This window comes from Pseudomonas graminis, from assembly GCF_004364335.1.
Taxonomy (GTDB): domain Bacteria; phylum Pseudomonadota; class Gammaproteobacteria; order Pseudomonadales; family Pseudomonadaceae; genus Aquipseudomonas; species Aquipseudomonas graminis_D.
On sequence record NZ_SOCR01000004.1, the window covers coordinates 398,543 to 421,755 of the forward strand.

At 61.6% G+C, this 23,213-nt stretch carries 25 protein-coding genes; 12 read left to right on the forward strand and 13 right to left on the reverse strand.

Features of this window, described 5'->3' with window-relative positions:
* The first annotated feature begins 41 nt into the window (after positions 1–41).
* From EC919_RS09425 to EC919_RS09435, 3 genes are all read left to right on the forward strand, one after another.
* The gene (locus EC919_RS09425) at positions 42–2,357 is read left to right on the forward strand and encodes a FimV/HubP family polar landmark protein (RefSeq protein WP_133773289.1); all 2,316 of its coding nucleotides are present in this window, start codon (positions 42–44) and stop codon (positions 2,355–2,357) included.
* Between the two features lie 3 nt (positions 2,358–2,360).
* Positions 2,361–2,657, forward strand: a complete 297-nt coding sequence (locus EC919_RS09430; RefSeq protein WP_133773291.1) for a SelT/SelW/SelH family protein — start codon at positions 2,361–2,363, stop codon at positions 2,655–2,657.
* A 120-nt stretch (positions 2,658–2,777) separates the two neighbouring features.
* Positions 2,778–3,596 carry a UDP-2,3-diacylglucosamine diphosphatase gene (locus EC919_RS09435; protein WP_133773292.1) on the forward strand — a complete coding sequence of 273 codons (819 nt, stop codon included), beginning with the start codon at positions 2,778–2,780 and terminating at the stop codon, positions 3,594–3,596.
* A gap of 67 nt (positions 3,597–3,663) precedes the next feature.
* On the opposite strand, the gene EC919_RS09440 is transcribed toward EC919_RS09435, so the two are convergent.
* Together EC919_RS09440 and EC919_RS09445 are read right to left on the reverse strand one after the other, a co-directional pair.
* Positions 3,664–3,975, reverse strand: a complete 312-nt coding sequence (locus EC919_RS09440; RefSeq protein WP_133773294.1) for a DUF962 domain-containing protein — start codon at positions 3,973–3,975, stop codon at positions 3,664–3,666.
* A gap of 104 nt (positions 3,976–4,079) precedes the next feature.
* Positions 4,080–5,534 carry a TrkH family potassium uptake protein gene (locus tag EC919_RS09445; protein WP_133773296.1) on the reverse strand — a complete coding sequence of 485 codons (1,455 nt, stop codon included), beginning with the start codon at positions 5,532–5,534 and terminating at the stop codon, positions 4,080–4,082.
* Between the two features lie 174 nt (positions 5,535–5,708).
* Here EC919_RS09445 and EC919_RS09450 point away from each other — a divergent pair, with 174 nt between their 5' ends.
* A complete protein-coding gene (locus tag EC919_RS09450) occupies positions 5,709–6,269 on the forward strand; it encodes a nitroreductase family protein (protein WP_133773298.1) in 561 nt (186 codons plus the stop codon).
* Between the two features lie 108 nt (positions 6,270–6,377).
* Here EC919_RS09450 and EC919_RS09455 read toward each other — a convergent pair whose 3' ends face one another.
* From EC919_RS09455 to EC919_RS09475, 5 genes are all read right to left on the reverse strand, one after another.
* Positions 6,378–7,718 carry a sensor histidine kinase gene (locus EC919_RS09455; protein ID WP_133773300.1) on the reverse strand — a complete coding sequence of 447 codons (1,341 nt, stop codon included), beginning with the start codon at positions 7,716–7,718 and terminating at the stop codon, positions 6,378–6,380.
* A gap of 93 nt (positions 7,719–7,811) precedes the next feature.
* The gene (locus EC919_RS09460) at positions 7,812–8,255 is read right to left on the reverse strand and encodes a Spy/CpxP family protein refolding chaperone (protein WP_133773302.1); all 444 of its coding nucleotides are present in this window, start codon (positions 8,253–8,255) and stop codon (positions 7,812–7,814) included.
* A gap of 279 nt (positions 8,256–8,534) precedes the next feature.
* Positions 8,535–9,212 carry a response regulator transcription factor gene (locus EC919_RS09465; RefSeq protein WP_133773304.1) on the reverse strand — a complete coding sequence of 226 codons (678 nt, stop codon included), beginning with the start codon at positions 9,210–9,212 and terminating at the stop codon, positions 8,535–8,537.
* A gap of 271 nt (positions 9,213–9,483) precedes the next feature.
* Entirely contained in the window at positions 9,484–9,783 is a 300-nt protein-coding gene (locus tag EC919_RS09470; RefSeq protein WP_133773306.1) for a YciI family protein, read from the reverse strand.
* Position 9,784: 1 nt separating this feature from the next.
* A complete protein-coding gene (locus EC919_RS09475; protein WP_133773307.1) occupies positions 9,785–10,393 on the reverse strand; it encodes a septation protein A in 609 nt (202 codons plus the stop codon).
* 65 nt (positions 10,394–10,458) lie between these two features.
* Between EC919_RS09475 and EC919_RS09480 the strand changes: the two genes are divergently transcribed.
* The 6 genes from EC919_RS09480 (at position 10,459) to rluB (ending at position 15,302) form a co-directional block, all read left to right on the forward strand.
* A complete protein-coding gene (locus EC919_RS09480) occupies positions 10,459–11,319 on the forward strand; it encodes a PHP domain-containing protein (protein WP_133773309.1) in 861 nt (286 codons plus the stop codon).
* 13 nt (positions 11,320–11,332) lie between these two features.
* The gene (locus EC919_RS09485) at positions 11,333–11,965 is read left to right on the forward strand and encodes an L-threonylcarbamoyladenylate synthase (protein ID WP_108121457.1); all 633 of its coding nucleotides are present in this window, start codon (positions 11,333–11,335) and stop codon (positions 11,963–11,965) included.
* 125 nt (positions 11,966–12,090) lie between these two features.
* Positions 12,091–12,789, forward strand: coding sequence for a segregation and condensation protein A (locus tag EC919_RS09490; RefSeq protein ID WP_166650522.1), 699 nt, complete (start codon positions 12,091–12,093; stop codon positions 12,787–12,789).
* A gap of 17 nt (positions 12,790–12,806) precedes the next feature.
* Positions 12,807–13,598: an SMC-Scp complex subunit ScpB gene (scpB, locus tag EC919_RS09495; protein ID WP_133773313.1), complete on the forward strand. Its 792-nt coding sequence runs from the start codon at positions 12,807–12,809 to the stop codon at positions 13,596–13,598.
* A 54-nt stretch (positions 13,599–13,652) separates the two neighbouring features.
* Positions 13,653–13,847 (forward strand): DUF1289 domain-containing protein, encoded by a 195-nt coding sequence (locus EC919_RS09500; protein WP_133773315.1) that lies wholly within the window; start codon positions 13,653–13,655, stop codon positions 13,845–13,847.
* A 207-nt stretch (positions 13,848–14,054) separates the two neighbouring features.
* Complete coding sequence (rluB, locus tag EC919_RS09505; RefSeq protein WP_133773317.1) at positions 14,055–15,302, forward strand: 23S rRNA pseudouridine(2605) synthase RluB; 1,248 nt, start codon at positions 14,055–14,057, stop codon at positions 15,300–15,302.
* 83 nt (positions 15,303–15,385) lie between these two features.
* On the opposite strand, the gene EC919_RS09510 is transcribed toward rluB, so the two are convergent.
* Both EC919_RS09510 and EC919_RS27135 read right to left on the reverse strand, forming a co-directional pair.
* Positions 15,386–16,354: a leucyl aminopeptidase gene (locus EC919_RS09510; RefSeq protein ID WP_133773318.1), complete on the reverse strand. Its 969-nt coding sequence runs from the start codon at positions 16,352–16,354 to the stop codon at positions 15,386–15,388.
* A 69-nt stretch (positions 16,355–16,423) separates the two neighbouring features.
* Complete coding sequence (locus EC919_RS27135; RefSeq protein WP_163022139.1) at positions 16,424–16,561, reverse strand: hypothetical protein; 138 nt, start codon at positions 16,559–16,561, stop codon at positions 16,424–16,426.
* Positions 16,562–17,053: 492 nt separating this feature from the next.
* On the opposite strand from EC919_RS27135, the gene EC919_RS09515 reads away from it, so the two are divergent.
* Both EC919_RS09515 and arfB read left to right on the forward strand, forming a co-directional pair.
* Entirely contained in the window at positions 17,054–18,478 is a 1,425-nt protein-coding gene (locus EC919_RS09515) for an amino acid permease (protein ID WP_133773320.1), read from the forward strand.
* 53 nt (positions 18,479–18,531) lie between these two features.
* On the forward strand, positions 18,532–18,945 hold the full coding sequence (gene arfB / locus EC919_RS09520) for an alternative ribosome rescue aminoacyl-tRNA hydrolase ArfB (protein WP_065986956.1): 414 nt from the start codon (positions 18,532–18,534) through the stop codon (positions 18,943–18,945).
* Positions 18,946–19,835: 890 nt separating this feature from the next.
* Here the strand turns inward: arfB and EC919_RS09525 are convergent.
* The 4 genes from EC919_RS09525 to EC919_RS09535 all read right to left on the reverse strand — a co-directional run bounded on the left by EC919_RS09525 (position 19,836) and on the right by EC919_RS09535 (position 23,201).
* The gene (locus EC919_RS09525) at positions 19,836–21,050 is read right to left on the reverse strand and encodes an MFS transporter (protein ID WP_133773322.1); all 1,215 of its coding nucleotides are present in this window, start codon (positions 21,048–21,050) and stop codon (positions 19,836–19,838) included.
* Positions 21,051–21,329: 279 nt separating this feature from the next.
* The gene (locus EC919_RS27140) at positions 21,330–21,467 is read right to left on the reverse strand and encodes a hypothetical protein (RefSeq protein ID WP_166650518.1); all 138 of its coding nucleotides are present in this window, start codon (positions 21,465–21,467) and stop codon (positions 21,330–21,332) included.
* A 180-nt stretch (positions 21,468–21,647) separates the two neighbouring features.
* Positions 21,648–22,844 (reverse strand): amino acid aminotransferase, encoded by a 1,197-nt coding sequence (locus EC919_RS09530; protein ID WP_133773324.1) that lies wholly within the window; start codon positions 22,842–22,844, stop codon positions 21,648–21,650.
* Complete coding sequence (locus EC919_RS09535) at positions 22,845–23,201, reverse strand: 4a-hydroxytetrahydrobiopterin dehydratase (protein ID WP_133773326.1); 357 nt, start codon at positions 23,199–23,201, stop codon at positions 22,845–22,847. It lies immediately after the preceding gene.
* Positions 23,202–23,213: the final 12 nt, after the last annotated feature.

Consider the following 23,213-nt stretch of genomic DNA (forward strand, 5'->3'; position numbering starts at 1 on the left):
GAATGTGCAGGGACGCCTGCCTCGTCTTCTAAAGGGTTCGCATGCTGAAGAGTTTTCAGACCGGTAGTCGTCGCGAAGGGGGTGCGCCCCTTCGCGTTCAGTCAGGTCTTCGTTCGGGTTTTTTCGCCATCGGGCTCCTCTCGGCCGCGTTGCTGCACAGCTCCGTGGCCGCTGCGCTGGGTCTGGGCGAAATCAGCCTGCATTCTGCCCTCGGGCAACCCTTTAACGCCGATATCGAGTTGATTGAAGCGGGCGGGCTGAGCCCCGAGGAAATCGTCGTCGGTCTCGCACCGCGCGACGCTTTTGCCAAAGCTGGCGTGGATCGCGTGTTCTTCCTCAACGACCTGCGTTTCACCCCGGTAATCCGGGGCAACCGCAGTGTGATTCACATCGAATCGCACAAGGCAGTCACCGAGCCGTATCTCAATTTTCTCGTCAGGCTGATGCGGCCCAACGGCGACCAGTTGCATGAATACACCGTGCTGCTTGATCCGCCGACATCGGCGACAGGACTTGCCGCGACGCGCAGCCGTACTCAATCGCCGGCGGCCAGTGCGAAGAATGATGAATCGCGCCTGCCGGTCGCGCCGCCTCAGGCCAGACAAGGCAAGCATTACACGGTTGTGTCCGGCGACACGCTGGCGGGTATTGCCCGTCAGGTACAGGCACCGGGCAGCAAGACCTCTTCTGCTGAGTTGATGAAAGGCGTGGTCGCGCTCAATCCGCAAGCGTTTCCCAATGGCGAGCGCAGCCAGTTGAAAGTCGGTCAGAGCCTGTTGCTGCCGGACAACGCCGTTGAACCGAAGGCCGCCAGTGCGCCTGCCGTTGCAGGCAGCAGCGCTTCGGCGGCGGCCTCTGCCCCATCGTCTGCACCGGCCAATCAGAGCGCCGTCGATCAACTGTCGGCGACGGCGCTGGAAAACCAGCAGTTGAACAGGACGCTGGACGACCTCAAACAGCAAGTGCAGACGTCCACTGTCGAAGAGGCTGACAAGGACAAGCAGATCATCGAGCTGCAGACCCAGCTCGCCGAACTCAAGGCGGGGGCGGCCAAACCGGCGCCCGTTGCTCCTGTCGTTTCGGCGCCGACGTCAGCGCCGATCCCTGCGCCGGCCGCCACTGCGGTACAAGCGCCGACGCCGGTGCCGGTTGCCGCCGAGGATGACTTCCCCTGGACGTCGGTCCTGGCAGCGCTGCTGGTGATATTGCTGCTGCTCGCGCTGGTCTGGTCGGTGCGCCGCAACCGGATCAAAAACCAGCTGGCTCTCGAGCCCGTGCCGGTGGAGCCGGTGGTCAGGTCTGCCGCGACGGTGACGCCAGTCTTCGAGGTGCCGGCCGTCACGGCCGCGCGTCCGGCCTCGTCAGCGCCTGCCGGTCAACGCCTGGCCGGTGCTGCCACCGACGCGCTGGATGGTGCGAGCATTTACATCGCCTACGGTCGTTTCGCCGAAGCGCTGGCCATTCTGCGCGACGCGCTGGACAAACAACCGGAGCGCACCGATGTTCGCCTGCGCATCCTTGAACTGCTCGGCGAGCAGGGCGAGGTGGAAGCGTATGACGAGGAAGAAAGAATCCTCCTGAGCCAGGGCGTCGACGCGCAGAAGCTTCAGGACATCCGTAATCGGTACCCGAAACTGAAGCCCGAGGCCGTTGCGCCCGAAGCGCCGCCCGCGCCAGTCGCGTCGCCTGCCATGATTTCGGCGGCAGCCCCTGCTGCGGCGCTGGGTGCAGCCGCGGTGCTGGCGGGTCAAACAGTCTCGGCCAGCCAAGCCTCGGAGGCCCCTCCAGAGCTCAGCCTGACAGACCCCGCTGAGTTGGACGAAAATCCGGCCGCGTCGCTGAACCCGGTTGACCCGGCCGATGATTTCCAGCTCAACCTCGACGACCTCTCCATGGACGCCGACTGGGATCTGGTCGATCCGTTCGACAGCACGCCCGCGCCCCGCAAGCCCGCACCTGCACCGGAAGCCGAACCTGAACTCGACGCCTCGTTCTCGTCCGACCTCACGCAACTGCCCGAGGTCTTTGAAATGCCGGAAGAGGGGTTCCTCAGCGATTTCGCCGAAGAGGAAACGCCGCCGGAAATGGACGTGCAGTTCGAGCCGGGGCCGGCAGCCATTGTGCAGAGCAACAGCGATTTGCTGGACGACGCTTTTCTCGACAGTTTCATGATCGAGGAGGGCGGCTTCGATTTGCTGAGTCTGGACGAAGAGCCGCTGAGCAAGATCAATGAGGCGCAAGTGCTGATCGATGAAGGCAAGGTCGACGAGGCCCGCCGGCTGTTGCAGGAAGTGATCGACGGCGCCGACGACGGCCCGCAGCAGACGGCCCGTGATCTGCTGGCAGGGTTGGGCTGATCAATGTCCGCCAGGCCTGAAATCACCATCACCTACTGCACCCAATGCCAATGGCTGTTGCGCGCCGCCTGGCTGGCTCAGGAATTGTTAAGCACCTTCACCGATGATCTCGGCAAGGTGTCGCTGATTCCGGGCACCGGCGGCGTGTTCCGCATCACCTGCGATGACGTGCAGATCTGGGAGCGCAAGGCCGACGGCGGATTTCCCGAGGCCAAGGTTCTCAAGCAGCGCGTGCGCGATCAAATCGACCCGGCCCGGAATCTGGGGCACAACGATCGTCACGCAGGCCTGGACACCTGAATGCGCGTCGGGTCTCGCAAAGTGTTAACCGATATGTCGTGTCATCAAAGCTAAACACAGCCGTCATGTTCATATCACCGGCCGCGTCCACCCTTGGGAAAACCAAAGTGGAGGTGGTCCATGAGCATTGCCGAGAACGTGAAACCCAGCCGTAAACAACGTGTCCGGACCTTGTGGATCTCCGATGTGCACCTGGGCACCCGCGACTGCCAGGCCGAGCACCTCTCCGGATTTCTCAAGCAATACCACGCCGACAAGGTGTATCTGGTGGGCGACATCATCGACGGCTGGAAGATGCGCGGCGGCATGTACTGGCCGCAGGCTCACACCAACGTCATCCGCCGCCTGCTGACCATGAGCAAACGCGGCACCGAAGTCATCTACGTCACCGGCAACCACGACGAATTCCTGCGCCGCTATTCGAAGCTCATTCTGGGCAATATCCAGCTGGTCGATGAAGCTGTGCACCTGACCGCCGATGGTCGTCGTCTGCTGGTGATCCATGGTGACCAGTTCGACGTCATCACCCGTTACCACCGCTGGCTGGCGTTTCTTGGCGATTCGGCCTACGAATTCACCCTGACCCTCAATCGCTGGCTCAACCACTGGCGTGCCAAATACGGCTACGGCTATTGGTCGCTGTCGGCGTACCTGAAGCACAAGGTCAAGACTGCGGTGAGTTTCATCAGTGACTTCGAGGAAGCCATCGCCCACGAATGCGTAAAGCGCGGGCTGGACGGGGTGGTCTGCGGGCACATTCACCACGCCGAAATCCGTCAGGTGGGTGGCGTGGAGTACCTCAATTGCGGCGATTGGGTCGAGTCCTGCACCGCCTTGATCGAACACTGGGACGGCACGATCGAGCTGTTCCGGCTGGCCGATGCCCACCTCAAAGCGAAAAGTCCGGAAGTACCGCAGCCAGTGGGCGAGACGGTCTGAGCGCCGGCAGCTCTTTGCTCAATCGGCGCCGCAGCGAGGCGTCATACGTGATGCCGAGAAGTGCCGATCAAAACGGCACTTTGCCCCTGAGCATGTCCTTGTACATCACGAAATCGCCGAGCAGGCTGTAGAACGGATGCTTGAACGTGGCCGGGCGGTTCTTCTCGAAAAAGAAGTGGCCGACCCAGGCGAAGGTGTAGCCCGCCAGCGGCAGGACCCACAGCAATGTCCAGTGAGCGCCGAGCACGGCGAATGCCAGAATCAGGATAACCAGACTCGTGCCGATGAAATGCAAACGGCGGCAGGTGCTGTCTCGATGCTCATGCAGATAATAAGGGTAGAAGTCTGCGAATCGGTCAAAACGCTTCACTGTTTCCACAGGGCTGTACTCTGAAGCAGGCGTTGGCTGAGCTTAGTCCAGCCAACGTGTTCTTCGCGAAATTTCTCAGAGCTTCGCGAATGACAGTCCCGGCCCGCCGGGCTCTAGTGCCGCCAAAACGCCGGGATGCACAGCACCAGCACCGTGATGATTTCCAGCCGACCGAGCAGCATGCCCAGGGACAGAATCCACTTGGCCGCATCCGGCAGCGTCGAGAAATTACCCGCCGGCCCGATGGTTTCACCCAGCCCCGGCCCCACGCCTGACACCGTGCTGGCAGCGCCGGTCAGCGCGGTCATCCAGTCCAGCCCCAGCAGCGACAGCATCAATGCGATCAGGCAGATGGTGAAGGTGAAGAAAAAAGAGAAGGTCAGAATCGAACGCACAATCTCGTCGTCGAGCCGGTGACCGTTGTACTTCTGCTTGATCACCGCGCGCGGGTGAATCAATTGGTGCAGGTTGGCACGCAGCAGGATGTACGCAACCTGAAAGCGGAAGACCTTCACGCCGCCCGCCGTTGACCCCGAACACCCGCCGATGAACCCCAGATAGAAGAACAGCATCAGGGCGAAGTTGCCCCACAGGCTGTAGTCACCCAGCGCGAAGCCGGTGGTGGTCACCACTGAGGTCACGTTCAGCGCCACATGACGCAACGCGTCGTACCACGGCAGATCGGTTGTCGCCCAGTACCAGGCGGTCATCACCAGCCACATCACCAGCAGCAGGACGAGGAAACCCTGCACCTGCTGATCCTTGAGCAGCGCCCCGCGATTGCCTCGCAGGGTCGCGACATACAGGGTGAACGGCAGGGCGCCGAGGATCATCACCACGATCGCCACCCAGTGCACGGCGGGTTGCGGCCATTTCGCCAGGGATTGATCCGAGGTGGAGAAGCCGCCGGTCGAGATCGCCGACATGGCGTGGTTGATGGCGTCGAACAGGCTCATCCCCGCCCACCAGAACGCCAGCGTCCCCACCACGGTAATGCCGAGATAAACGAGGACGATGAACTTGGCGACCATGTGCGAACGCGGCATGACTTTTTCGGAGCGGTCCGACGACTCGGTCTGGAACAGGCGCATACCGCCGATGCGCAATAACGGAAGAATCGCCACCGCCATGCCGATGAAGCCGATGCCGCCGAGCCAGTGCAGCAATGAGCGCCAGATCAGGATGCCGGGAGACATGGTGTCCAGGCCGCTGAGTACGGTGGAGCCGGTTGCGGTGATGCCGGACATGCTTTCGAAGAAGGAGTCGGTGTAGCTGATGTGTTGCGTGAGCAGAAACGGCAGCGCCGCGAAGATGCAGACGATGACCCAGCTGCTGACCGTCAGCAGGTACATGTCCCGCGGGCGCAGGTGCACGTGTTCAGGTCGGCCCTGGCCCACCAGCGCCAGCCCGGACAGGAAGGTGATCAGGCTCGACCATAGGAACGACGGCATGTCGGCGGTGCGGTGGAAGATCATCAGGGTGATCATCGGCACGACCATGGCGATGGCCAGGGTAATCAGGAAGATGCCGATAATGAAACCGATGATGCGGAGAGTCGGCAACGCCATGCAGTCGCTCTGATCAGGTAGTGAGAGGGCGGCCATTCTACCCGCGGGCCCGTTTGTGTAAACCGAGGCGTTTCCGAGAGTGTTGTAAGTAAATGCCCTGGTTAATCGTTATTGAAGTTCAAGACTGCACTCAGGGCACTACAATGGCCCGTCATTTTTCCTGGAGACGACTTAATGGAAGCGCTCGACGTATTGCTTAATCGCGTGTCCGTGCCCCGCTTGATCGAACCCGCGCCGGACGCCGAGCAACGCGAGATCCTCTTCGGCGCTGCCCTTCGCGCGCCCGACCACGGCGTTTTGCGGCCTTATCGCTTTCTCACCGTCGAAGGCGACGCACGTAACCGCATGGGTGATCTGCTGGCTCAGGCGTTGATCGACAAAGGCGGCGATGTCGAGGCCAAAGCGCTGGACAAGGCTCGGAACGGGCCATTGCGTGCGCCGTTGGTGGTCGTGGTCATCGCCAGGTTGACCGACCATTTCAAGGTGCCGAAAAAGGAGCAACTGATCACCGCAGGGTGTGCCGCCCACGGCATTTTGCTGGCTGCCTACGCGATAGGCGTTGGTGCGGTCTGGCGCTCGGGGGACTTGTCCTACACACGCCATGTCGCCGAAGGGCTGGGGCTGACAGCCGACGAAGAAGTCGTCGGCTTTCTCTACCTCGGTACCCCGCAAAACCCGCCTCGTGAACCCGCGAAGCCTGAGGTGGCCGGGTTTGTGAGCGCGTGGGAGGGCTAGTGGGACCGGCTTTAGCCGGGAAGGCGTTCGGCGTCACGCTGCAAAATGGATGGCGCCTGCACTGGCCTCTTCCCGGCTGAAGCCGGTCCTACCAGGCACCGCACCCATTCAGCGGGACTGCGTACCGGTCAGCTCGCGGGGGACCACGATGCTGGCCACGAATCCACCCTGCGGGTGATTGCCCAGCGTCAGCGTCCCGCCGTGCTTCTCCGCTGCCCGCTTGGCAATTGCCAGACCCAGTCCGTAACCCGGTGCGGTCTGGTTGGGCGCGCGATAGAACGGCTCGCCCAACTGCGCCAGATGCTCCGGGTTGGCGCCGGGGCCATGGTCCCGAACGCTGAGCCGTAACTCATCCCCCTCAAGGGTCGCGCTCAGCTCGATCGGCTGTCCCACCGGATTGAAGCGCAGGGCGTTGCGCAGCAGATTATCCAGCGCCCGTTCCAGCACGCTCGGCCAGCCCTGTAACTGCACGTCTGGCTGCACCGACACAGAAACCGTCTGCTCGCCGCTGCCCATCTCCGTCTCGGCCTGCAAATGGTGCAACAGCCCTGACAAATCCACCGGCGTGGCGCTGCCCATGTCAGCGTCCAGTCGTGCCAGCGCCAGAATTTCACTGATCAACTCTTCCAGCCGGTCGCACTCACGGGTCAGGCGCGGCCACAGCTTGTCGCGCTCCACCGGCTCGGCGCGTTCGGCCAGGGCCAGGGCAATTCGCAGCCGGGCCAGGGGAGAGCGCAGTTCATGGGAAACGTCGCGCAGCAACTGGCGCTGGCTGCTGATCTGACTTTGCAGGCGGGCGCCCATGCGGTTGAAGTCGTTCGCCAGCACGCCGAATTCATCGCGGCGGTTGGCCAGTTGCGCCAGGCTGTTCTGCTGGTAGGTGGTCTGGCCGAGATCATGCACCGCGCCACGCAAACGGCTTAACGGGCGGGTGATCGACAGCGTCACCATCAGGCTGAACAACGTCAGCACCACCAGCGCGATACCCAGCGCACTCAGCGGCCAGACCAGACTGTCGCGGTGCCAGGCGTCCAGCTCCGGATGAGGGATCCGGTAAATCAGCAGGTAGGTTTCCCCGGTTTTGTCACTGGTGTATTCGGTGGTCAGGCGCCGCCACGGCAGTGGACGCGTGTCGTCATTCTGCCGCTCTTCAAAGGCCGCCGCGCGGGGCGGGAAAGTGCCCGGAATCACCGCTTCGCCGCTGTCGTTCAGCACCTGAACGTCGATGTGGTATTTGCGCTTGAGGTCTTGCAGATAATCCTGGGCAGATTTCTCGCCCTGGCCTTCGTACAGTTCGACCCACTTCTGCGGCAAATTGTGCAGGCCGGGATGACGGCTGAGGATCCAGGCGTCCTGATTGAGCACATGCCCCATCAGAATCGACAGGCCTGCCACCAACGCAATAGCCAGCCAGAAGCTCGCCAGGATTCTCCAGAACAATGAACGCACGTGCTGCCCTCGACCCGGTTCGTCAAACAGAAAACCCGACACGCCGGGGAGCGTGTCGGGTTGGGGGAAGTGTAATGCCGCGCCAGCAGCCGGTTACTGGGTTTTTTGCGCTTTTTGCGCTTTCCAGGCTTCGAACTCGGCGCGGTCCGCACGGCGCTGGGCTTCATCCTTCTGCATCTGGTCGAAGGTCTTCTGTTGCTCGGGCGTCAGCAAAGCGCGGACGTCGGACTGGGTTTTGTCGTGGGCAGCGGCCATTTCATCCTTCATCGCCTTCTGATCGGCGGCCGACAGCTTGGCCAGATACTTCTGAACGATCTCGTTGCGGCCGTGCCACTGAGCGCCCATCAGTTTGTCGACTTGCTGACGTTGTTCCGGGGTCAGGTTCAGCTTGTCCATCGGACCTTTGCGATGATGCATGCCGGGGCCATCGAAGCCTTGGCCGCCAGGGCCACCCATCGGGCCGCCTTCCGGAGGCATGGCCATTGCTACGGTCGGCAGGGCTGCGGCGAACATCAAAGCCATCAAAGTCTTGCGCATGGTGAATCTCCTTGTCTCGATTTCGGCTCTGTGCCGGTTGAGGCCAGTTTAGGGAGATCAAGGTCAAGCGAGGTCAGGCGTCGGTAAAGCTTGGGTAAAGAGGATCCGTCGGGCGGCTGACACAAAGAGAGGAGCGCGTAGTCACACTGTAGGAGCGCGCTTGCCCGCGAACGCAATCTCCCTGCAACGAGGATGGCGCCTGACACACCGCAATCGCGGGCAAGCGCGCTCCTACAGGGGGCATGGCTCAATCCTGATGGTTATCCCCAAACACGAAGATCAGACCGCGTAGTAATACCCACGGCTGCGCAGGGCCACGATGCGCGGGCGGCCGTCGGCGTGGGGGCCGATCTTCTTGCGCAGGTTGCTGACGTGCATATCAAGGCTGCGGTCGTACAGGGTCAGCTTGCGGCCCAGGGCCAGTTGCGCCAGCTCCTGCTTTTCCAGAGGTTCACCGGGCTGGCCGAGCAAGGCCTCAAGCAGGCGCGCTTCGGAAACGGTCAGGGTGAATTCCTGCTCGTCAATCGTGACCACGCCCCGCGCCGGACTGAAACACAGGTCGCCCAGTTCGATCTGTGACGACACGGCCGTCGGGTGGCTGCGGCGCAGCACGGCGCGCAGACGCGCCGTCAGTTCGCGGGGGTCGCAGGGCTTGGCCAGATAATCGTCGGCACCCAGCTCCAGACCGAGAATGCGGTCCAGCGGTTCGCCGCGGGCCGACAGCATCAGCACGGGGAGGTCGGGGTGATCGGTACGCAGTTGTTTGAGCAGTTCCAGACCGCTGCCGTCGGGCAGCATCACGTCCAGCACCACCGCGGCAGGTGCGGATTCGGCGAGCGCCTTGCGCGCACTGAGGCCATCGTGGCAGGCGCGCACGGCAAAGCCTTCCTGACTCAACCAACTGCTCAGGAGCTCACACAGCTCCTGGTCATCATCAATAAGTAACAGCTCGCTCATGACTCACTCAATTTAGCCATTGCCGACGACGTCTACGCCAGCCGCTGGCAAAGATACCGCAATGGAGGGCCACCCTTGCTGCGCGGCCCTTTGCGACACACCATTATTGTTCGATCAACCCCCATAAAGGCATGACCGCCCGTGCCTCTTTGAGCCACAGTCTGGCCCTTGGTTCTAGCAACTTATCGGCAGGCCCGTGGGAAGGGTGAGCAAGGGAAAGCGGATGAAGGCGGTCCGGCCCGGTGTACGGAGCCGGGCGCTTGACACAGAATCAGGGCAGGACTTGCTTGAACGGTTTGACGATCACGTCGGCATAGACACCCGCTGCCACGTAGGGATCGGCGTCAGCCCAGGCCTGGGCGTCCTTGAGCGACTCGAATTCGGCGACGATCAGGCTGCCGGTAAACCCTGCAGTGCCCGGGTCGATGCTGTCTACCGCAGGCATCGGGCCGGCGAGGACGATGCGGCCCTCGGCTTTCATTGCGTTCAGACGCTCCAGGTGCGCAGGGCGCGCGGCCAGGCGTTTCTCCAGCGAGTTGGCGACGTCGGTTGCCACGATTGCGTAGAGCATGTCAGTCCTCTCTTTTCTTGTTTGAAGGCTGGGTAGACGGGTCGGCGTCATGGATGTGGCGGGCCAGGTAGACGCCCTGGCCGACCAGGAACAGCAGGGTCATGCCCAGGCTGCCGAACACCTTGAAGTCGACCCAGAATTCTTGATAGGTAAACGCCACATAGAGATTGGCGGCGCCGCAGAACAGGAAGAACACGATCCAGGCGATGTTCAGCTTGGTCCAGACCGCCTGGGGCAGGGTCAGCGCGTGGCCCATGATGCGTTGAATCAACAGACGGTCGCCAATGAAGTGACTGCCGGCGAAGATCAGCGCGAAGACCCAGTTGACGACCGGGGCTTTCCACTTCAGGAAGGTTTCGCTGTGGAAGGCCAGGGTCAGGCTACCGAAGATCAGACAGGCAATGAGCGTCAGCCACTGGCTTTTTTCCAGTCTGCGCTGACGGACATAAAGGACGCCGTAAACCACGAGGGAACTGGCGATCAGCATCGCGGTGGCGCTGTAAATACCGCCTACCATGAAGCTGTGGCCAAGGACATCGACGGCTTGCGGGCTGATTTTGTAGACGATGAAGAACAGGATGAGCGGGATGAAGTCGATGAATTGTTTCACAGTAAGAGCCAGAAGCTGGATGTGACGGCATAATAACAAACATCAATGACTGCGAAAGCGCCCCTATGAACGTCGATCTGCACTGCCACAGCACCGCTTCCGATGGCGCCCTTGCGCCCGCGGTACTTGTCGCACGTGCCCATGAGCACGGCGTGAAAGTCCTCGCGCTGACCGATCACGACACCCTTGAAGGCCTGGCCGAGGCCCGTACTGCGGCGGTTGCGCTGGGTATGCAGCTGATCGACGGCATCGAATTGTCCTGCACCTGGGGCGGTGCCACTATTCATGTGCTGGGCTATGCATTCGATGTGGACGCCCCGCAATTGCGTGAGGCCATCGAGCAATTGCACACCGGCCGATGGCTGCGGGCCGAAGAAATAAGCCGCAAGTTGGCGATGAAAGGTATGCCCGGTGCGCTCGAAGGCGCTCGCGCGGTGCAGCAGGCACTCGGCGACAGTGGCAATGCGCCGGCCCGGCCGCACTTTGCCGACTTTCTGGTCAACCAGGGTTTCGTCAAGGACCGCGCCGAAGCGTTCCGCAAATGGCTCGGCGCGGGCAAGCTGGGCGACGTCAAGCAACACTGGCCGACCCTTGAGCAAACGGTGGCCACCCTGCGCGCCGCCGGTGCATGGATCAGCCTCGCGCACCCTTCGCATTACGATTTCACTCGCAGCAAGCGTCGCAAGCTGGTCGCCGACTTCATCCAGGCCGGCGGCCATGCAATAGAAGTGGTCAACGGCCTGCAGCCTGCCGATCAGGTCGGCAGTCTGGCGATTCTGGCCCGTGAGTTCGGTCTGCTGGTCAGTGCCGGCAGTGACTTTCATGCCCCAGGCGCATGGTCTGAAATCGGCGTTTATCGCCCATTGCCCGAAGACCTGCCGCCCCTTTGGTGTCGGTTCAAACATGACCAGCCTACTGCCGTCTGAACAGGAAATTACCGTGAGTCAATTTTTCCAGGTCCACCCGGAGAACCCGCAAGCGCGCCTGATCAAACAGGCCGTGGAAATCATCCGGGCGGGCGGTCTGGTGGTTTATCCCACCGATTCGTCCTACGCATTGGGTTGCCAGATGGGCGACAAGACGGCCGTCGAGCGCATCCGTCGCCTGCGTCAACTCGATGACAAGCACAACTTCACGCTGATGTGCAGTGATCTGTCGCAGCTGGGGTTGTTCGCCAAGGTCGACACGGCGGCGTTTCGCGTGCTCAAGGCGCACACGCCGGGGCCGTATACCTTCATCCTCGGCGCCACCCGTGACGTGCCGCGGCTGGTGCTGCACCCCAAGCGGCGCACCATCGGTTTGCGCGTGCCGGGTCATCCGATCGCGCAGGCGCTGTTACAGGAACTGGGCGAGCCGCTGATGAGCGTCAGCCTGATCATGCCCGGCGAGACCATTCCTATGAGTGACCCCTACGAGATGCGCGGGATTCTCGAGCATCAGGTCGACTTGATCATCGACGCAGGCGAGGGCGGCATTTCGGCCTCCACCGTGGTCAATCTGACCGATGGCGAGCCCCAGGTGGTGCGCGTGGGTTGCGGCGATCCGACGCCGTTCGGGGTCGAAGTCGAGTGACCGAGGCGCCGACCCTGGATGCTCAGACCGATCAGGCCAACGCCCAGCAAGAGCTGCCGTTTGCCATGGTCTACGGTCAGGCCGTCACGCAGATGCCGGTCGACCTGTACATCCCGCCGGATGCGCTGGAAGTGTTCCTCGAAGCCTTCGAAGGCCCGCTGGATTTGCTGCTTTACCTGATTCGCAAACAGAACATCAACATCCTCGACATCCCCGTGGCGGAAATCACCCGTCAGTACATGGGCTATGTCGAGCTGATGAAAACCGTGCGCCTGGAGCTCGCCGCCGAATACCTGGTCATGGCGGCCATGCTCGCCGAGATCAAATCGCGCATGCTTTTGCCCCGCTCGGAAATGGCCGAGGAAGAAGAGGGCGATCCCCGCGCCGAACTGATCCGTCGCCTGCAGCAATACGAGCGGTTCAAGGCAGCGGCTGAAAGCATCGATCAGCTGTCTCGCGTGGGCCGCGACGTCGTCATACCTAGGCTTGAGGCCCCCGAAGCGCGGGTGCGCAAGTTGTTGCCGGACGTCGCCCTCGAAGAGCTGTTGATGTCCATGGCCGACGTGCTGCGCCGCGGCGATATGTTCGAAAGTCACCAGGTCAGCCGCGAAGCGCTGTCCACCCGCGAGCGCATGAGTGATGTGCTGGAGCGCTTGAAAGGCGCGGGTTTCGTGCCCTTTGCCGAGCTGTTCACGGCAGAAGAGGGACGGCTGGGCGTGGTGGTGACGTTCATGGCCGTGCTGGAACTGGTCAAGGAGCAACTGGTGGAGCTCGTACAAAACGAAGCTTTCGCCGTTATTCATGTGCGGGCGCGAGCCGAATAAAGAGCAAGAGCTGATCAATGAACCTGAATGAACCCCGCGATCTGGCGCCGTTGCTCGAAGCGTTTCTGCTCGCCTCCGGAAAACCGCAGTCCCTGGAGCGCCTCTACGAGCTGTTCGAAGAGGGCGAGCGGCCCGAACCGCCGGTGTTCAAAAAGGCGCTGACGTTGCTGGGCAAGTCCTGCGACAACCGCGCCTTTGAACTGAAAGAAGTTGCCACTGGCTATCGCTTGCAGATCCGCGAGAAGTTCGCGCCCTGGGTCGGGCGCCTGTGGGAAGAACGCCCCCAGCGTTATTCGCGGGCCCTGCTGGAAACCATGGCGCTGATCGCCTATCGCCAGCCGATTACCCGGGGCGAGATCGAGGACGTGCGCGGCGTGGCGGTCAACAGCAACATCGTCAAGACCTTGATGGAGCGCGAGTGGATCAGGATCGTCGGCTACCGCGATGTGCCCGGCAAGCCGGCGATGTTCGCCACCACCAAAGCCTTTCTGGATCATTTCAACCTGAAGAACCTCGACGAACTGCCACCGCTGGCCGACCTGCGCGAGATGGAAACCGAGCCAGTGCTGGAGTTCGACGACGCGCCGGTGCCCGCTCATTTGCAGGCGTTGGCCGACGCCAGCCTGTCGCTCGATGCTGACGCAGAGCCTGAAGCGCCCCGGGATGAGACCAGTTTCCGCAGCCTGCTCGCCGAACTGGATACCATGGAGCAGGGCCTGAAAATCGACTTCGACGATTTATTGCTCGATGAGCCCGATAAAGAGTCTGAATTGGAAGAACCGCCGCAGGACGATGAAGATCCGCGGTGATGATCGCTGTGGCAGGAAGATGCACAGCGCCCAATTCCTCACTCAGGCGAACCCATGAGCACCAAGAATCCCTGCATCAGCCTCTGCAAGTTTGACGAAGATATCTGCCTGGGCTGTGGTCGCAGCAAGCGCGAGATCAAATCCTGGAAGAAGATGGAGAAGGACGAAAAACGCTCGGTGCTCGACGAGTCGGCGCTGCGGTTGATCAAGCTCAAAGGCGCCAGTCGGCGGAAAAAGAAGTCAGCCTGAATTTTTCATCTAGTCTCTGATGCGCAACGCGCGTCAGGCGCGTATGATTCGCGACCTTTTGGCGATCCACACGCGCCAGGGATTTCAGTTTTCCGCCCGTTCCGCCTCAGAATTGTTCTGATCCGGAGCCGCTTTCGTCCAGGGAGCCGGGCCACAGGCCATGCCCACTCGCGCATGCCCTGATTCGACACACCGGGAGGTGCCCAGATGAGTGAACAAGACAAGCAAGACAAAGAGATCGGCCCAGCAGGCGAAAAACTGCAGAAGGTTCTGGCGCGCATTGGCGTCGGTTCCCGTCGCGACGTTGAAGCCTGGATCGGCGAAGGCCGCATCAAGGTCAACGGCGTTCAGGCCACTCTCGGTCAGCGCGTCGACCTGCACGACGCCATCACGGTCGACGGTCGCGTTATTCGACGCGAAGAAGCCGCCGAAACCGTTCGCCGCGTCGTCATGTACAACAAGCCAGATGGCGAAATCTGCACCCGTGACGACCCTGAAGGCCGTCCGACCGTATTCGATCGCCTGCCGCGCCCGAAAGAAGGCCGCTGGATCAACATTGGTCGTCTGGACATCAACACCACCGGCTTGCTGATGTTCACCACCGACGGTGAACTGGCCAACCGCCTGATGCACCCTTCGTTCGAAATGGACCGCGAGTACGCCGTGCGCGTCCGTGGCGAAGTCGACGACGACATGCTCGCGCGTTTGAAGGCTGGCGTGGTGCTGGAAGACGGCCCGGCGCGTTTCACCGACATCCAGCAGGCGCCGGGTGGCGAAGGCTTCAACCACTGGTACCACTGCGTGGTCATGGAAGGCCGCAACCGTGAAGTTCGCCGGTTGTGGGAATCCCAGGGGTTGGTGGTCAGCCGCCTGAAGCGCGTGCGTTTCGGTCCGGTGTTCCTCAATTCCGATCTGCCGATGGGTCGCTGGCGCGAAATGAGTCAGCAGGAAGTCGACATCCTCAGCGCCGAGGTCGGCCTGACGCCGGTCGCGATGCCGCAGATGACCGCCAAGACCAAGGACAAGCTGGAGCGTTTGCAGCGCCAGTCGTCCCGTCCGTTGGGCAAAGGCGAGCGTGTGCGTCAGGTGCGTCCGGCCAAGGATGCGGTGTCGCCGGATCGTCCGGCCCGCGAGCCGCGTCTGGCGGATGGCGAGCGCCCGGCGCGCAAACCTGCGGAAAGCGGTCGTCCGGCGCGCACCCCGCGTCCGGCCATCGGTGGTCGTGGCGACAATGCCCGTGGCGGCACTCCACGTGGCGACAGCGCTCGCAGCGAAAACGGTCGCGGCACGCCGGTCGCGGAACGTCCGAGCGACATGAACAAGCGTCCTGCCAAGCCGAAGCCTTCGCGTCCCGGCATCGGTCTGGTGGACGACAAGACGCCGTCCGGCAAACGCCGCGGCCCGCCAAGCGGCTCTGGTCAACGTCCTGGCTTTGGTCGTCGCAAGCCCGAGTAATGGCGTTGTAAAACGGTAATCGCGGTCTGAAGTACAAAAAACGCCAGTCGAGAGACTGGCGTTTTTTTATGCACGCTTGGGAGTCAGACGACGTAGGCAGTCCCGTCAAACACCACGCGCTTGTCCACGGCCAGTGATCCGCCGTTGAAAATCAGGTCCATGTGATGGCTGCCCTTGGCGCCGCCGCCCAGTCCCAGGTGCAGCCCGCAGTGGCGCTCTTCGAAGCCTGCGTTGCGCGCGTACAGCTGACTGACGCCTTCGTTGGTGCCGATCCCCAGTTCTTCGATGCGCCGGTTCGAGGGATTGGCGTCCAGGTATTTGTTGAAGTCGTGCTCCAGCCCCGGTACGTCAGTGGCAATGCGCGTCACCACGGAATTCTCGATCCACAATTCCAGTGGCGACTCGATGATCCCGTACTTGCGTGCGAAAGGAATGGTGCTGAGAAACGTGCCGAGAAACCGCACATGCCCGTTGATGGATTCGCTGTGGGTGGCGATCTCACCGGGTGCCAGGTCGTAATTGCCGACGCCGTTGATGTTGGTCCACTTCTTCAGTTCGCGCAGTGGGGCCTCGAAGTAAGAGCCGTGGGCGTCGCTGAAGCTGAGGGTTTCGCCCTGGTTCATGGTGTCGATGAGTGCAGCATTCAGCTGCGCGATACGCTCCGGCTCAACGCTGAATGTGTCGTAGAAATAGTCGCCGTAATCTTTGAACAGCAAAGACTTCTTCCACTGCGCCGACATCACCTCCTGTAACTGGCGAATGAACGGCGGCCCTTCCGCGCGAGGATTGGGCAGCGTTGAGGAATCGTAGAACAGGACGAAGAGATCGGAATCGGTGATGGCTTCTGTCAATTCGTTGATAGGGGAAGTGTCCAGCGGCAGGGTGCTGAATCGGAAAAAATCCCGCGCCGTCGAGCTTTCGATGATGCCGTCGACGATGTTGCGGTATTCCGGGGTATGGGCCAGCAGGACTTGGGGGGTGGTTATGCCGGTGACGGCGGGGTGGCGTTGCAGGTAATACAGGAAATGTTCGATGGCGCTGCTGTTATCCATAGTGCGCTCCACTGCGAATGCTTAAAACAAGAGGGCGAACGCGTTAGCCACGTTCGCCCTTCAGCTGTTTTAGAACGGCCACATCGCGGTGCCAAATGGCACCACGGCGTCAGCCTGCATCATCTCCACAGCGGCATCATGAGTCGGTGCTTCAAACCAATCGTCCAATTGCAGTTCTTCTTCCAGAGCCAGTTCAACTGTTTGCATAGGTGAATCTCCTGAGAATGACGTACTTGCCGAATGCAGCGAGGACGAAGGGCTGACCCCTCGGGCCTCGTCATGGAAGCACACTGACCTTCGTGGCCAGCAAGCACTGAAAAAACTAGTTCAATAGTCAGACTGTTGCAAAGTAAAAATCGGTCGGTAAATGCTGGCATTTCGCCGGACTTATTGAAACTTGCTGCGAAAACAACGTTAGGGAGGTTTCGATTTCGGTGAATTATTTTTGCGACAGAATTGTGTCGGCGGTGTGATGGAGAGCAGGGTCATTAACAGTTTCCCGGCTAAGGCCGGTCCTCCCGACTGCGTACTTGCGCCCAATCCGGTGTGGGCGGTGTACAATGCGCGCCCGTTTTTTCTGTGATCCACCGGCGTATGGACGCCAACCCCTCGGGGTTATCCACTCCGTTTCCCTCCGCCGCGTCATGAGCGCGTCGGGTTCGATTCCGTCACAGACAAGCGCGCCAAGGTGGTTTGCCAATGAGTGAAAACATGTCCCATTCGGGTGACTTGAAGCGTGGTCTGAAGAACCGTCACATCCAGCTGATCGCCCTCGGCGGCGCGATCGGCACGGGGCTGTTCCTGGGTTCGGCAGGGGTGCTGAAGTCAGCCGGCCCGTCGATGATCCTTGGCTACGCCGTCTGCGGCTTCATCGCCTTCATGATCATGCGCCAGCTGGGCGAAATGATCGTAGAAGAGCCGGTGGCCGGGTCGTTCAGCCATTTCGCCCACAACTACTGGGGCGGTTTTGCCGGCTTTCTGTCGGGCTGGAACTGCTGGGTCCTGTACATTCTGGTGGGCATGTCCGAGCTGACCGCCGTCGGCAAATACATCCAGTACTGGTGGCCGGAAGTCCCGGCGTGGGCGTCAGCGGCGGTGTTCTTCGTGATGATCAACGTCATCAACCTGGCCAACGTAAAAGTCTTCGGCGAGGCCGAATTCTGGTTCGCGATCATCAAGGTCGTGGCGATTCTGGGGATGATTGCCCTGGGCAGCTATCTGCTGGTCAGCGGCGAGGGCGGGCCGCAAGCGTCCGTCAGCAACCTGTGGGATCGGGGCGGGTTTTTCCCCCATGGCGTGAGCGGGCTGGTCATGGCGCTGGCGTTCATCATGTTCTCGTTCGGCGGCCTTGAGATGCTCGGCTTCACCGCCGCGGAAGCGGACCAACCGCGCACCATCATTCCCAAGGCAATCAACCAGGTCATCTACCGGATTCTGATTTTCTACATCGGCTCGCTGGTGGTACTGCTGTCGCTGACGCCGTGGGACGCCTTGCTGATTGACCTCAATGCGTCCGGCGATCCCTACAGCGGCAGCCCGTTCGTGCATGTGTTCTCGATGCTGGGCAGCACCACGGCGGCGCACATTCTCAACTTCGTTGTGCTGACGGCGGCACTGTCGGTCTATAACAGCGGCACCTATTGCAACGCGCGCATGCTGTTTGGCATGGCCGAGCAGGGCGATGCGCCGCAGTCACTGGCGCGGGTCGACAGCCGTGGCGTCCCGGTGCGGGCGATTCTGGTGTCGGCGGCAGTGACGTTGATTGCCGTGCTGCTCAACTACCTGATGCCGCAAAACGCCCTTGAGCTGCTGATGTCGCTGGTGGTCGCCACCCTGGTGATCAACTGGGCGATGATCAGCTATTCGCACCTCAAGTTCCGAGAGCACCTGAACCGGATCGGTCAGCAGCCGCTGTTCAAGGCGCTGTGGTATCCATACGGCAACTACGTCTGTCTGGCGTTTGTGGTGCTGATTCTGGGGATCATGCTGATGATTCCCGGCATCCGGATCTCGGTGTACGCGATTCCGGTCTGGCTGGCGGCGATGTGGATGTTTTATGTGATCAAGAACAAGCGCCGGGCCAATAGCGAGTCGATGGCCCAGCGGACGTCGATCATCAAATAAGGCGAGAGCCGCCGGTGACGTCGCGGCGGCTTCGAACCAGGACACCGATTGCCATGCTGATCATCTCCAATAACATCCATCTGCCGGACAGCGACGTCGAGCTGACCGCCATCCGTGCGCAGGGTGCCGGTGGTCAGAACGTCAACAAGGTGTCCAGCGCCATGCACCTGCGCTTCGACATCAACGCCTCGTCGCTGCCGCCGTTCTACAAGGAGCGCCTGCTGGCGTTGCGTGACAGCCGCATCACCAGCGACGGCGTGCTGGTCATCAAGGCGCAGCAGTACCGGACGCAGGAGCAGAACCGTGCCGATGCGCTGGAACGCTTGAGCGAGCTGATCATCAGTGCGGGGAAGGTCGAGAAGAAGCGCCGGCCGACCAAGCCGACCCTGGGCTCGAAGACCCGCCGGCTGGAGTCGAAAACCAAGCGCGGGTCAATCAAGGCGGGGCGAGGCAAGGTCGATTTTTGAATGTCGCTTGCGCGATCAACTGGCAGAAACCGTTGCAGACCCACCGCGTTCGCCAGCAAGCCGGCTCCTACGGATTTGCATCCACTGCAGACTCGGCGTTTGACGCCGACCCACTGTAGGAGCGCGGTTGCCCGCGAATGCGCCGGTTCAGACAACACTGCCGCTGCTGACCCACCGCGTTCGCCAGCAATCCGGCTCCTACGGATTTCCCTCCACCCCGGACTCGAGGTTCGACGCCGACCCACTGTAGGAGCGCGCTTGCCCGCGAAGGCGTCAGTTCAAACAACACTGCCGTTGCAGACCCACCGCGTTCGCCAGCAAGCCGGCTCCTACGGATTTGCCTCCACTCCGGACTTGGGGTTTGACGCCGACCCACTGTAGGAGCGCGCTTGCCCGCGATGGCGGTGTGTCAGGCGCCACATGGATTGCAGGCATACCGCGTTCGCCAGCAAGCCGGCTCTTACGGATTTGCCTCCACCCCGGACTCGGGATTTGACGCCGAACGACTGTAGGAGCGCGCTTGCCCGCGATGGCGTCAGTTCAAACAACACTGCCGTTGCAGACCCACCGCGTTCGCCAGCAAGCCGGCTCCTACGGATTTGCATCCACTGCAGACTCGGGATTTGACGCCGACCCACTGTAGGAGCGCGCTTGCCCGCGAAGGCGTCAGTTCAAACAACACTGCCGTTGCAGACCCACCGCGTTCGCCAGCAAGCCGGCTCCTACGGATTTGCATCCACTGCAGACTCGGCGTTTGACGCCGACCCACTGTAGGAGCCGGCTTGCTGGCGAACGCGTCAAACCAGCCAATCACCCCCACAGGCATTGTGTTTGCCGCGCGACAGTGCGGGTGTCTCGATGACGCGGCATCTTCTGCAGTCAATGCCGCGTCACAGCGCAGCCGGTTTTTCCCGCATTGCCTTCGCATGCTTGTACAGATACACACTCAGCCCCAGCCCGCTCAGCGAAGCCAGCGCGGCAAACAGGAAGATCGACGCAAAGCCGAAACCTGCCGCCACGGCGCCCGCCACTGGCCCGGTAATCCCCAGGGACAGGTCGATGAACAGCGAATAAGCCCCCACTGCTGCACCGCGACTGGCCGGCGGCACCAGATTCACCGCTTCAACGCCGAGCGCCGGGAACACCAGGGAGAAGCCGAAGCCGGTCAGGGCCGCACCGGCCAACGCCAGATTCGGGTTGGGCGCCAGCCACAGCAGCAGCAACCCCAACGTTTCCACTGACAGGCAGGCAATCGCCACGCGGAAGCCGCCGATGCGATTGATCAGGTTGCCGAACAGCAGGCGTGCGCCGATGAAACAGGCGCCGAACAGGCTCAGGCACAACACTGCATTCGGCCAGGTGTGGCTGGCGTAATAGAGGGTGATGAAGGTGGCGATGGTGCCGAAGCCGATAGAACCCAGCGCCAGCCCGGTGCCGTGGGGCAGCACGCGGCCGAGCACGTGAAGGAAGGGCAGACGCTCCCCATGCACCAGCGGCGCCGGGGTTTTCTTCCAGGCCAGGGAGATCCCCAGCGCCGCCAGCAACATGATGCTGACGCCCATGCTCCACAGCCCCAGCGCGTTGACCAGCAACACCCCCACCGGCGCGCCGATGGCCAAGGCGCCATAGCTAGCGATGCCGTTCCAGGAAATCACTTTGGCTGTATGGGCAGCGCCGACGCGGCCGATGCCCCAGCCGATCGAGCCAGAGCCCACCAGGCTTTCTGCGCTGCCGAGCACCAGTCGCCCCACGAACAGGCTGATCAGGCTGACCATTGGCCAGGCGTCGAGCCAGTCGGCGAGAAGCATGAATATGCCGCTCAAGCCGCAGCCGAACAGGCCGATGATCACCGCTTTCTTCGGGCCTCGGGTGTCGATGAGGCGCCCGGCGTAGGGCCGGCTGAGGAGTGTCGCGAGGTATTGCACGCTGATGACCAGCCCGGCAGCCACCGCGCCGAAGCCAAGGTCGGTGTGCACATAGCCAGGCAATACGGCCAGCGGGATACCGATGTTCAGGTAGCCGATGAAGGTGAACAGCACGATGGAAACAACCTGCAGCGTGACAGCCATAGGACGTTGAGGGGCAGCGCTCGAAGCGTCTGGCATGGGCATAGATCCACGGTTACGACGGAAAAAGAATAGCGAGGGGGCAATCGGGTTGAAGCGTAGACGCTTGAATCCGCGCGAGGGCACATGATAGCGAGGCACGGCGGTTCATGGGAGTGGCGGATGGGCGAAGCTGATGTCGGGGTGGAGCAGAGGTGACGCCTGTCGCGAATGATTCAGCCCTTATGGAAATACACCTTGAAGACGCTCTTCCATAGGGGCTGAAAAATCAGTGGCTGAAAATCAAGCGACTGAAACATCAGTGGCTAAATCAGCGACTCAGCGCGGGCTTTGGGCTTTGCTGCTGTCGTTGCGTTTACCGCTGGCTTTCATCTCGATCGGCTGACCGAGTTCCTGGCGGGCTGCTGCGCTTTGCTGATTCTGGCTTGGGAAGGGGAAGTTCGGGATTTCATGCATATCGTCGCTCCTCACAAGTGTGTTGCGGCTGAATTGAACAGCGCGTCCGAGAACGCTCAAGGAGGATACAGCAGTACAAATGACAATCAGACTTTTAAATGCGGGCCGCTGGTCATGTAGTGAGGATGAGTTCCTACAACATGCGTACGGCCCTCGAAAAACGTCGGACCCGTGATCGCCTCAGTCCTTGCAAACCGCCGCAAACGCCGCCGCCAGCTCGTCCAGCCGAGTGGCGTCGATTCCCGCGACATTGGCTCGACCCGCCGCCACCATGTATACGCTGTGCTCGTTGCGCAGACGCGCCACTTGGTGGTCGTTCATCCCGGTGTAGGAAAACATGCCGCGCTGCACGCCGATGTGGGCGAAGCGTTCACCCAGGCCCAGCGGTGTCAGTGCCTCGACCAGCCCGACCCGAAGTTGCGCAATGCGGCTGCGCATCGCTTCCACTTCTTCAGCCCACAGGGCTTTCAGTTCAGGATCGCCGAGGATTTCGGCCACCACGGCGGCACCATGGTCTGGCGGGTTCGACCACAGATTACGGGCCGTCGCCGACAGTTGACTGCGCACATCCATCAGCTTCTCGGTGGTGTCAGCGCAGACCAGCAAGGCGCCGGTGCGCTCGCGGTACAGGCCGAAGTTTTTCGAGCACGAACTGGTGATCAGCAGCTCAGGCAGCGCGCCGGCGAACAGGCGAACCGCCCACGCGTCCTCCTCGAGACCATCGCCAAAACCCTGATACGCGAAGTCGATCAGCGGCAGCAGGTTGCGTTGCTTGACGATTTCCAGCACCGCGTGCCAGTCATCATGGGACAGGTCAAACCCGGTGGGGTTGTGACAGCACGCATGCAGCAGGACAACATCGCCCTCGGGAATGGTTTTCAACGTCTCCAGCATGGCCGGCACGTTGAGCTTATTGTCGCTGCCCACGTAGGGGTAGTGACTGACCTTCAGGCCCGCCGCGGCGTAGATGGTTTCGTGAATTGGCCAGGTCGGATCGCTCAGCCAGATGCCTTTGCCCGGCAGGCAATTGGCAATGAAGTCGGCGCTCAAACGCAGCGCGCCGGTGCCGCCGGGTGTCTGGGTGGCGCCGACGCGTTTGCTGGAGATGAGCGGCGAATCGGCGCCCATGACCAGCTCACAGATCAGCGTGCCGAAACGCGGTTCGCCATGGCCACCGATGTAACTCTTGGTGGGCTGGGAGTCGACCAGTCGCTGCTCGGCGATTTTCACCGCGCGGGGGATGGTGGTCAGGCCCTGCGCATCTTTATACACGCCCACGCCCAGGTCGAACTTGTTCGGATTCGGGTCTTTGGCGTAGGCCTGAATCAGGCCCAGGATGGGATCGTCCGGTACGCGCTGGATCTGTGAAAAATGCATTTACTTAAGGCCCTCGGCGCTTTTGGCCACCTCGTCGGTGCGGGAGGCCATGATGAAATCGTTGCGGTGCAGCCCCTTGATGGAATGGCTCCACCAGGTCACGGTCACTTTGCCCCATTCGGTCAGCAGACCGGGATGGTGACCTTCGGCCTCGGCAATTTCGCCGACCGCGTTGGTAAACGCCAGCGCAAATTTGAAATTCTTGAACAGAAAGACTTTTTCCAGCTGCATAACGCCGTCACGCACTTCGATGTTCCAGTCCGGTATCTGCTTGAGCAAATCCGGCAGTTCGGCATCGCTGACCTGTGGGGCGTCGGCGCGGCAGGCTTCGCACTGGGATTGGTTGAGAGCGGTCATCGGGAGGTTCCT

Coding starts and splice junctions, on each gene's coding strand:
- EC919_RS09535 (WP_133773326.1), bottom strand. CDS start 23,201: ATGACCGCTCTCAACCAATCCCAGTGCGAAGCCTGCCGCGCCGACGCC.
- scpB (WP_133773313.1), top strand. CDS start 12,807: ATGAACCTGAATGAACCCCGCGATCTGGCGCCGTTGCTCGAAGCGTTT.
- EC919_RS09460 (WP_133773302.1), bottom strand. CDS start 8,255: ATGCGCAAGACTTTGATGGCTTTGATGTTCGCCGCAGCCCTGCCGACC.
- EC919_RS09500 (WP_133773315.1), top strand. CDS start 13,653: ATGAGCACCAAGAATCCCTGCATCAGCCTCTGCAAGTTTGACGAAGAT.
- EC919_RS27140 (WP_166650518.1), bottom strand. CDS start 21,467: ATGCATGAAATCCCGAACTTCCCCTTCCCAAGCCAGAATCAGCAAAGC.
- EC919_RS09435 (WP_133773292.1), top strand. CDS start 2,778: ATGAGCATTGCCGAGAACGTGAAACCCAGCCGTAAACAACGTGTCCGG.
- EC919_RS09525 (WP_133773322.1), bottom strand. CDS start 21,050: ATGCCAGACGCTTCGAGCGCTGCCCCTCAACGTCCTATGGCTGTCACG.
- EC919_RS09445 (WP_133773296.1), bottom strand. CDS start 5,534: ATGGCGTTGCCGACTCTCCGCATCATCGGTTTCATTATCGGCATCTTC.
- EC919_RS09515 (WP_133773320.1), top strand. CDS start 17,054: ATGAGTGAAAACATGTCCCATTCGGGTGACTTGAAGCGTGGTCTGAAG.
- EC919_RS09510 (WP_133773318.1), bottom strand. CDS start 16,354: ATGGATAACAGCAGCGCCATCGAACATTTCCTGTATTACCTGCAACGC.
- EC919_RS09465 (WP_133773304.1), bottom strand. CDS start 9,212: ATGAGCGAGCTGTTACTTATTGATGATGACCAGGAGCTGTGTGAGCTC.
- rluB (WP_133773317.1), top strand. CDS start 14,055: ATGAGTGAACAAGACAAGCAAGACAAAGAGATCGGCCCAGCAGGCGAA.
- EC919_RS27135 (WP_163022139.1), bottom strand. CDS start 16,561: ATGCAAACAGTTGAACTGGCTCTGGAAGAAGAACTGCAATTGGACGAT.
- EC919_RS09530 (WP_133773324.1), bottom strand. CDS start 22,844: ATGCATTTTTCACAGATCCAGCGCGTACCGGACGATCCCATCCTGGGC.
- EC919_RS09480 (WP_133773309.1), top strand. CDS start 10,459: ATGAACGTCGATCTGCACTGCCACAGCACCGCTTCCGATGGCGCCCTT.
- EC919_RS09425 (WP_133773289.1), top strand. CDS start 42: ATGCTGAAGAGTTTTCAGACCGGTAGTCGTCGCGAAGGGGGTGCGCCC.
- EC919_RS09430 (WP_133773291.1), top strand. CDS start 2,361: ATGTCCGCCAGGCCTGAAATCACCATCACCTACTGCACCCAATGCCAA.
- EC919_RS09450 (WP_133773298.1), top strand. CDS start 5,709: ATGGAAGCGCTCGACGTATTGCTTAATCGCGTGTCCGTGCCCCGCTTG.
- arfB (WP_065986956.1), top strand. CDS start 18,532: ATGCTGATCATCTCCAATAACATCCATCTGCCGGACAGCGACGTCGAG.
- EC919_RS09470 (WP_133773306.1), bottom strand. CDS start 9,783: ATGCTCTACGCAATCGTGGCAACCGACGTCGCCAACTCGCTGGAGAAA.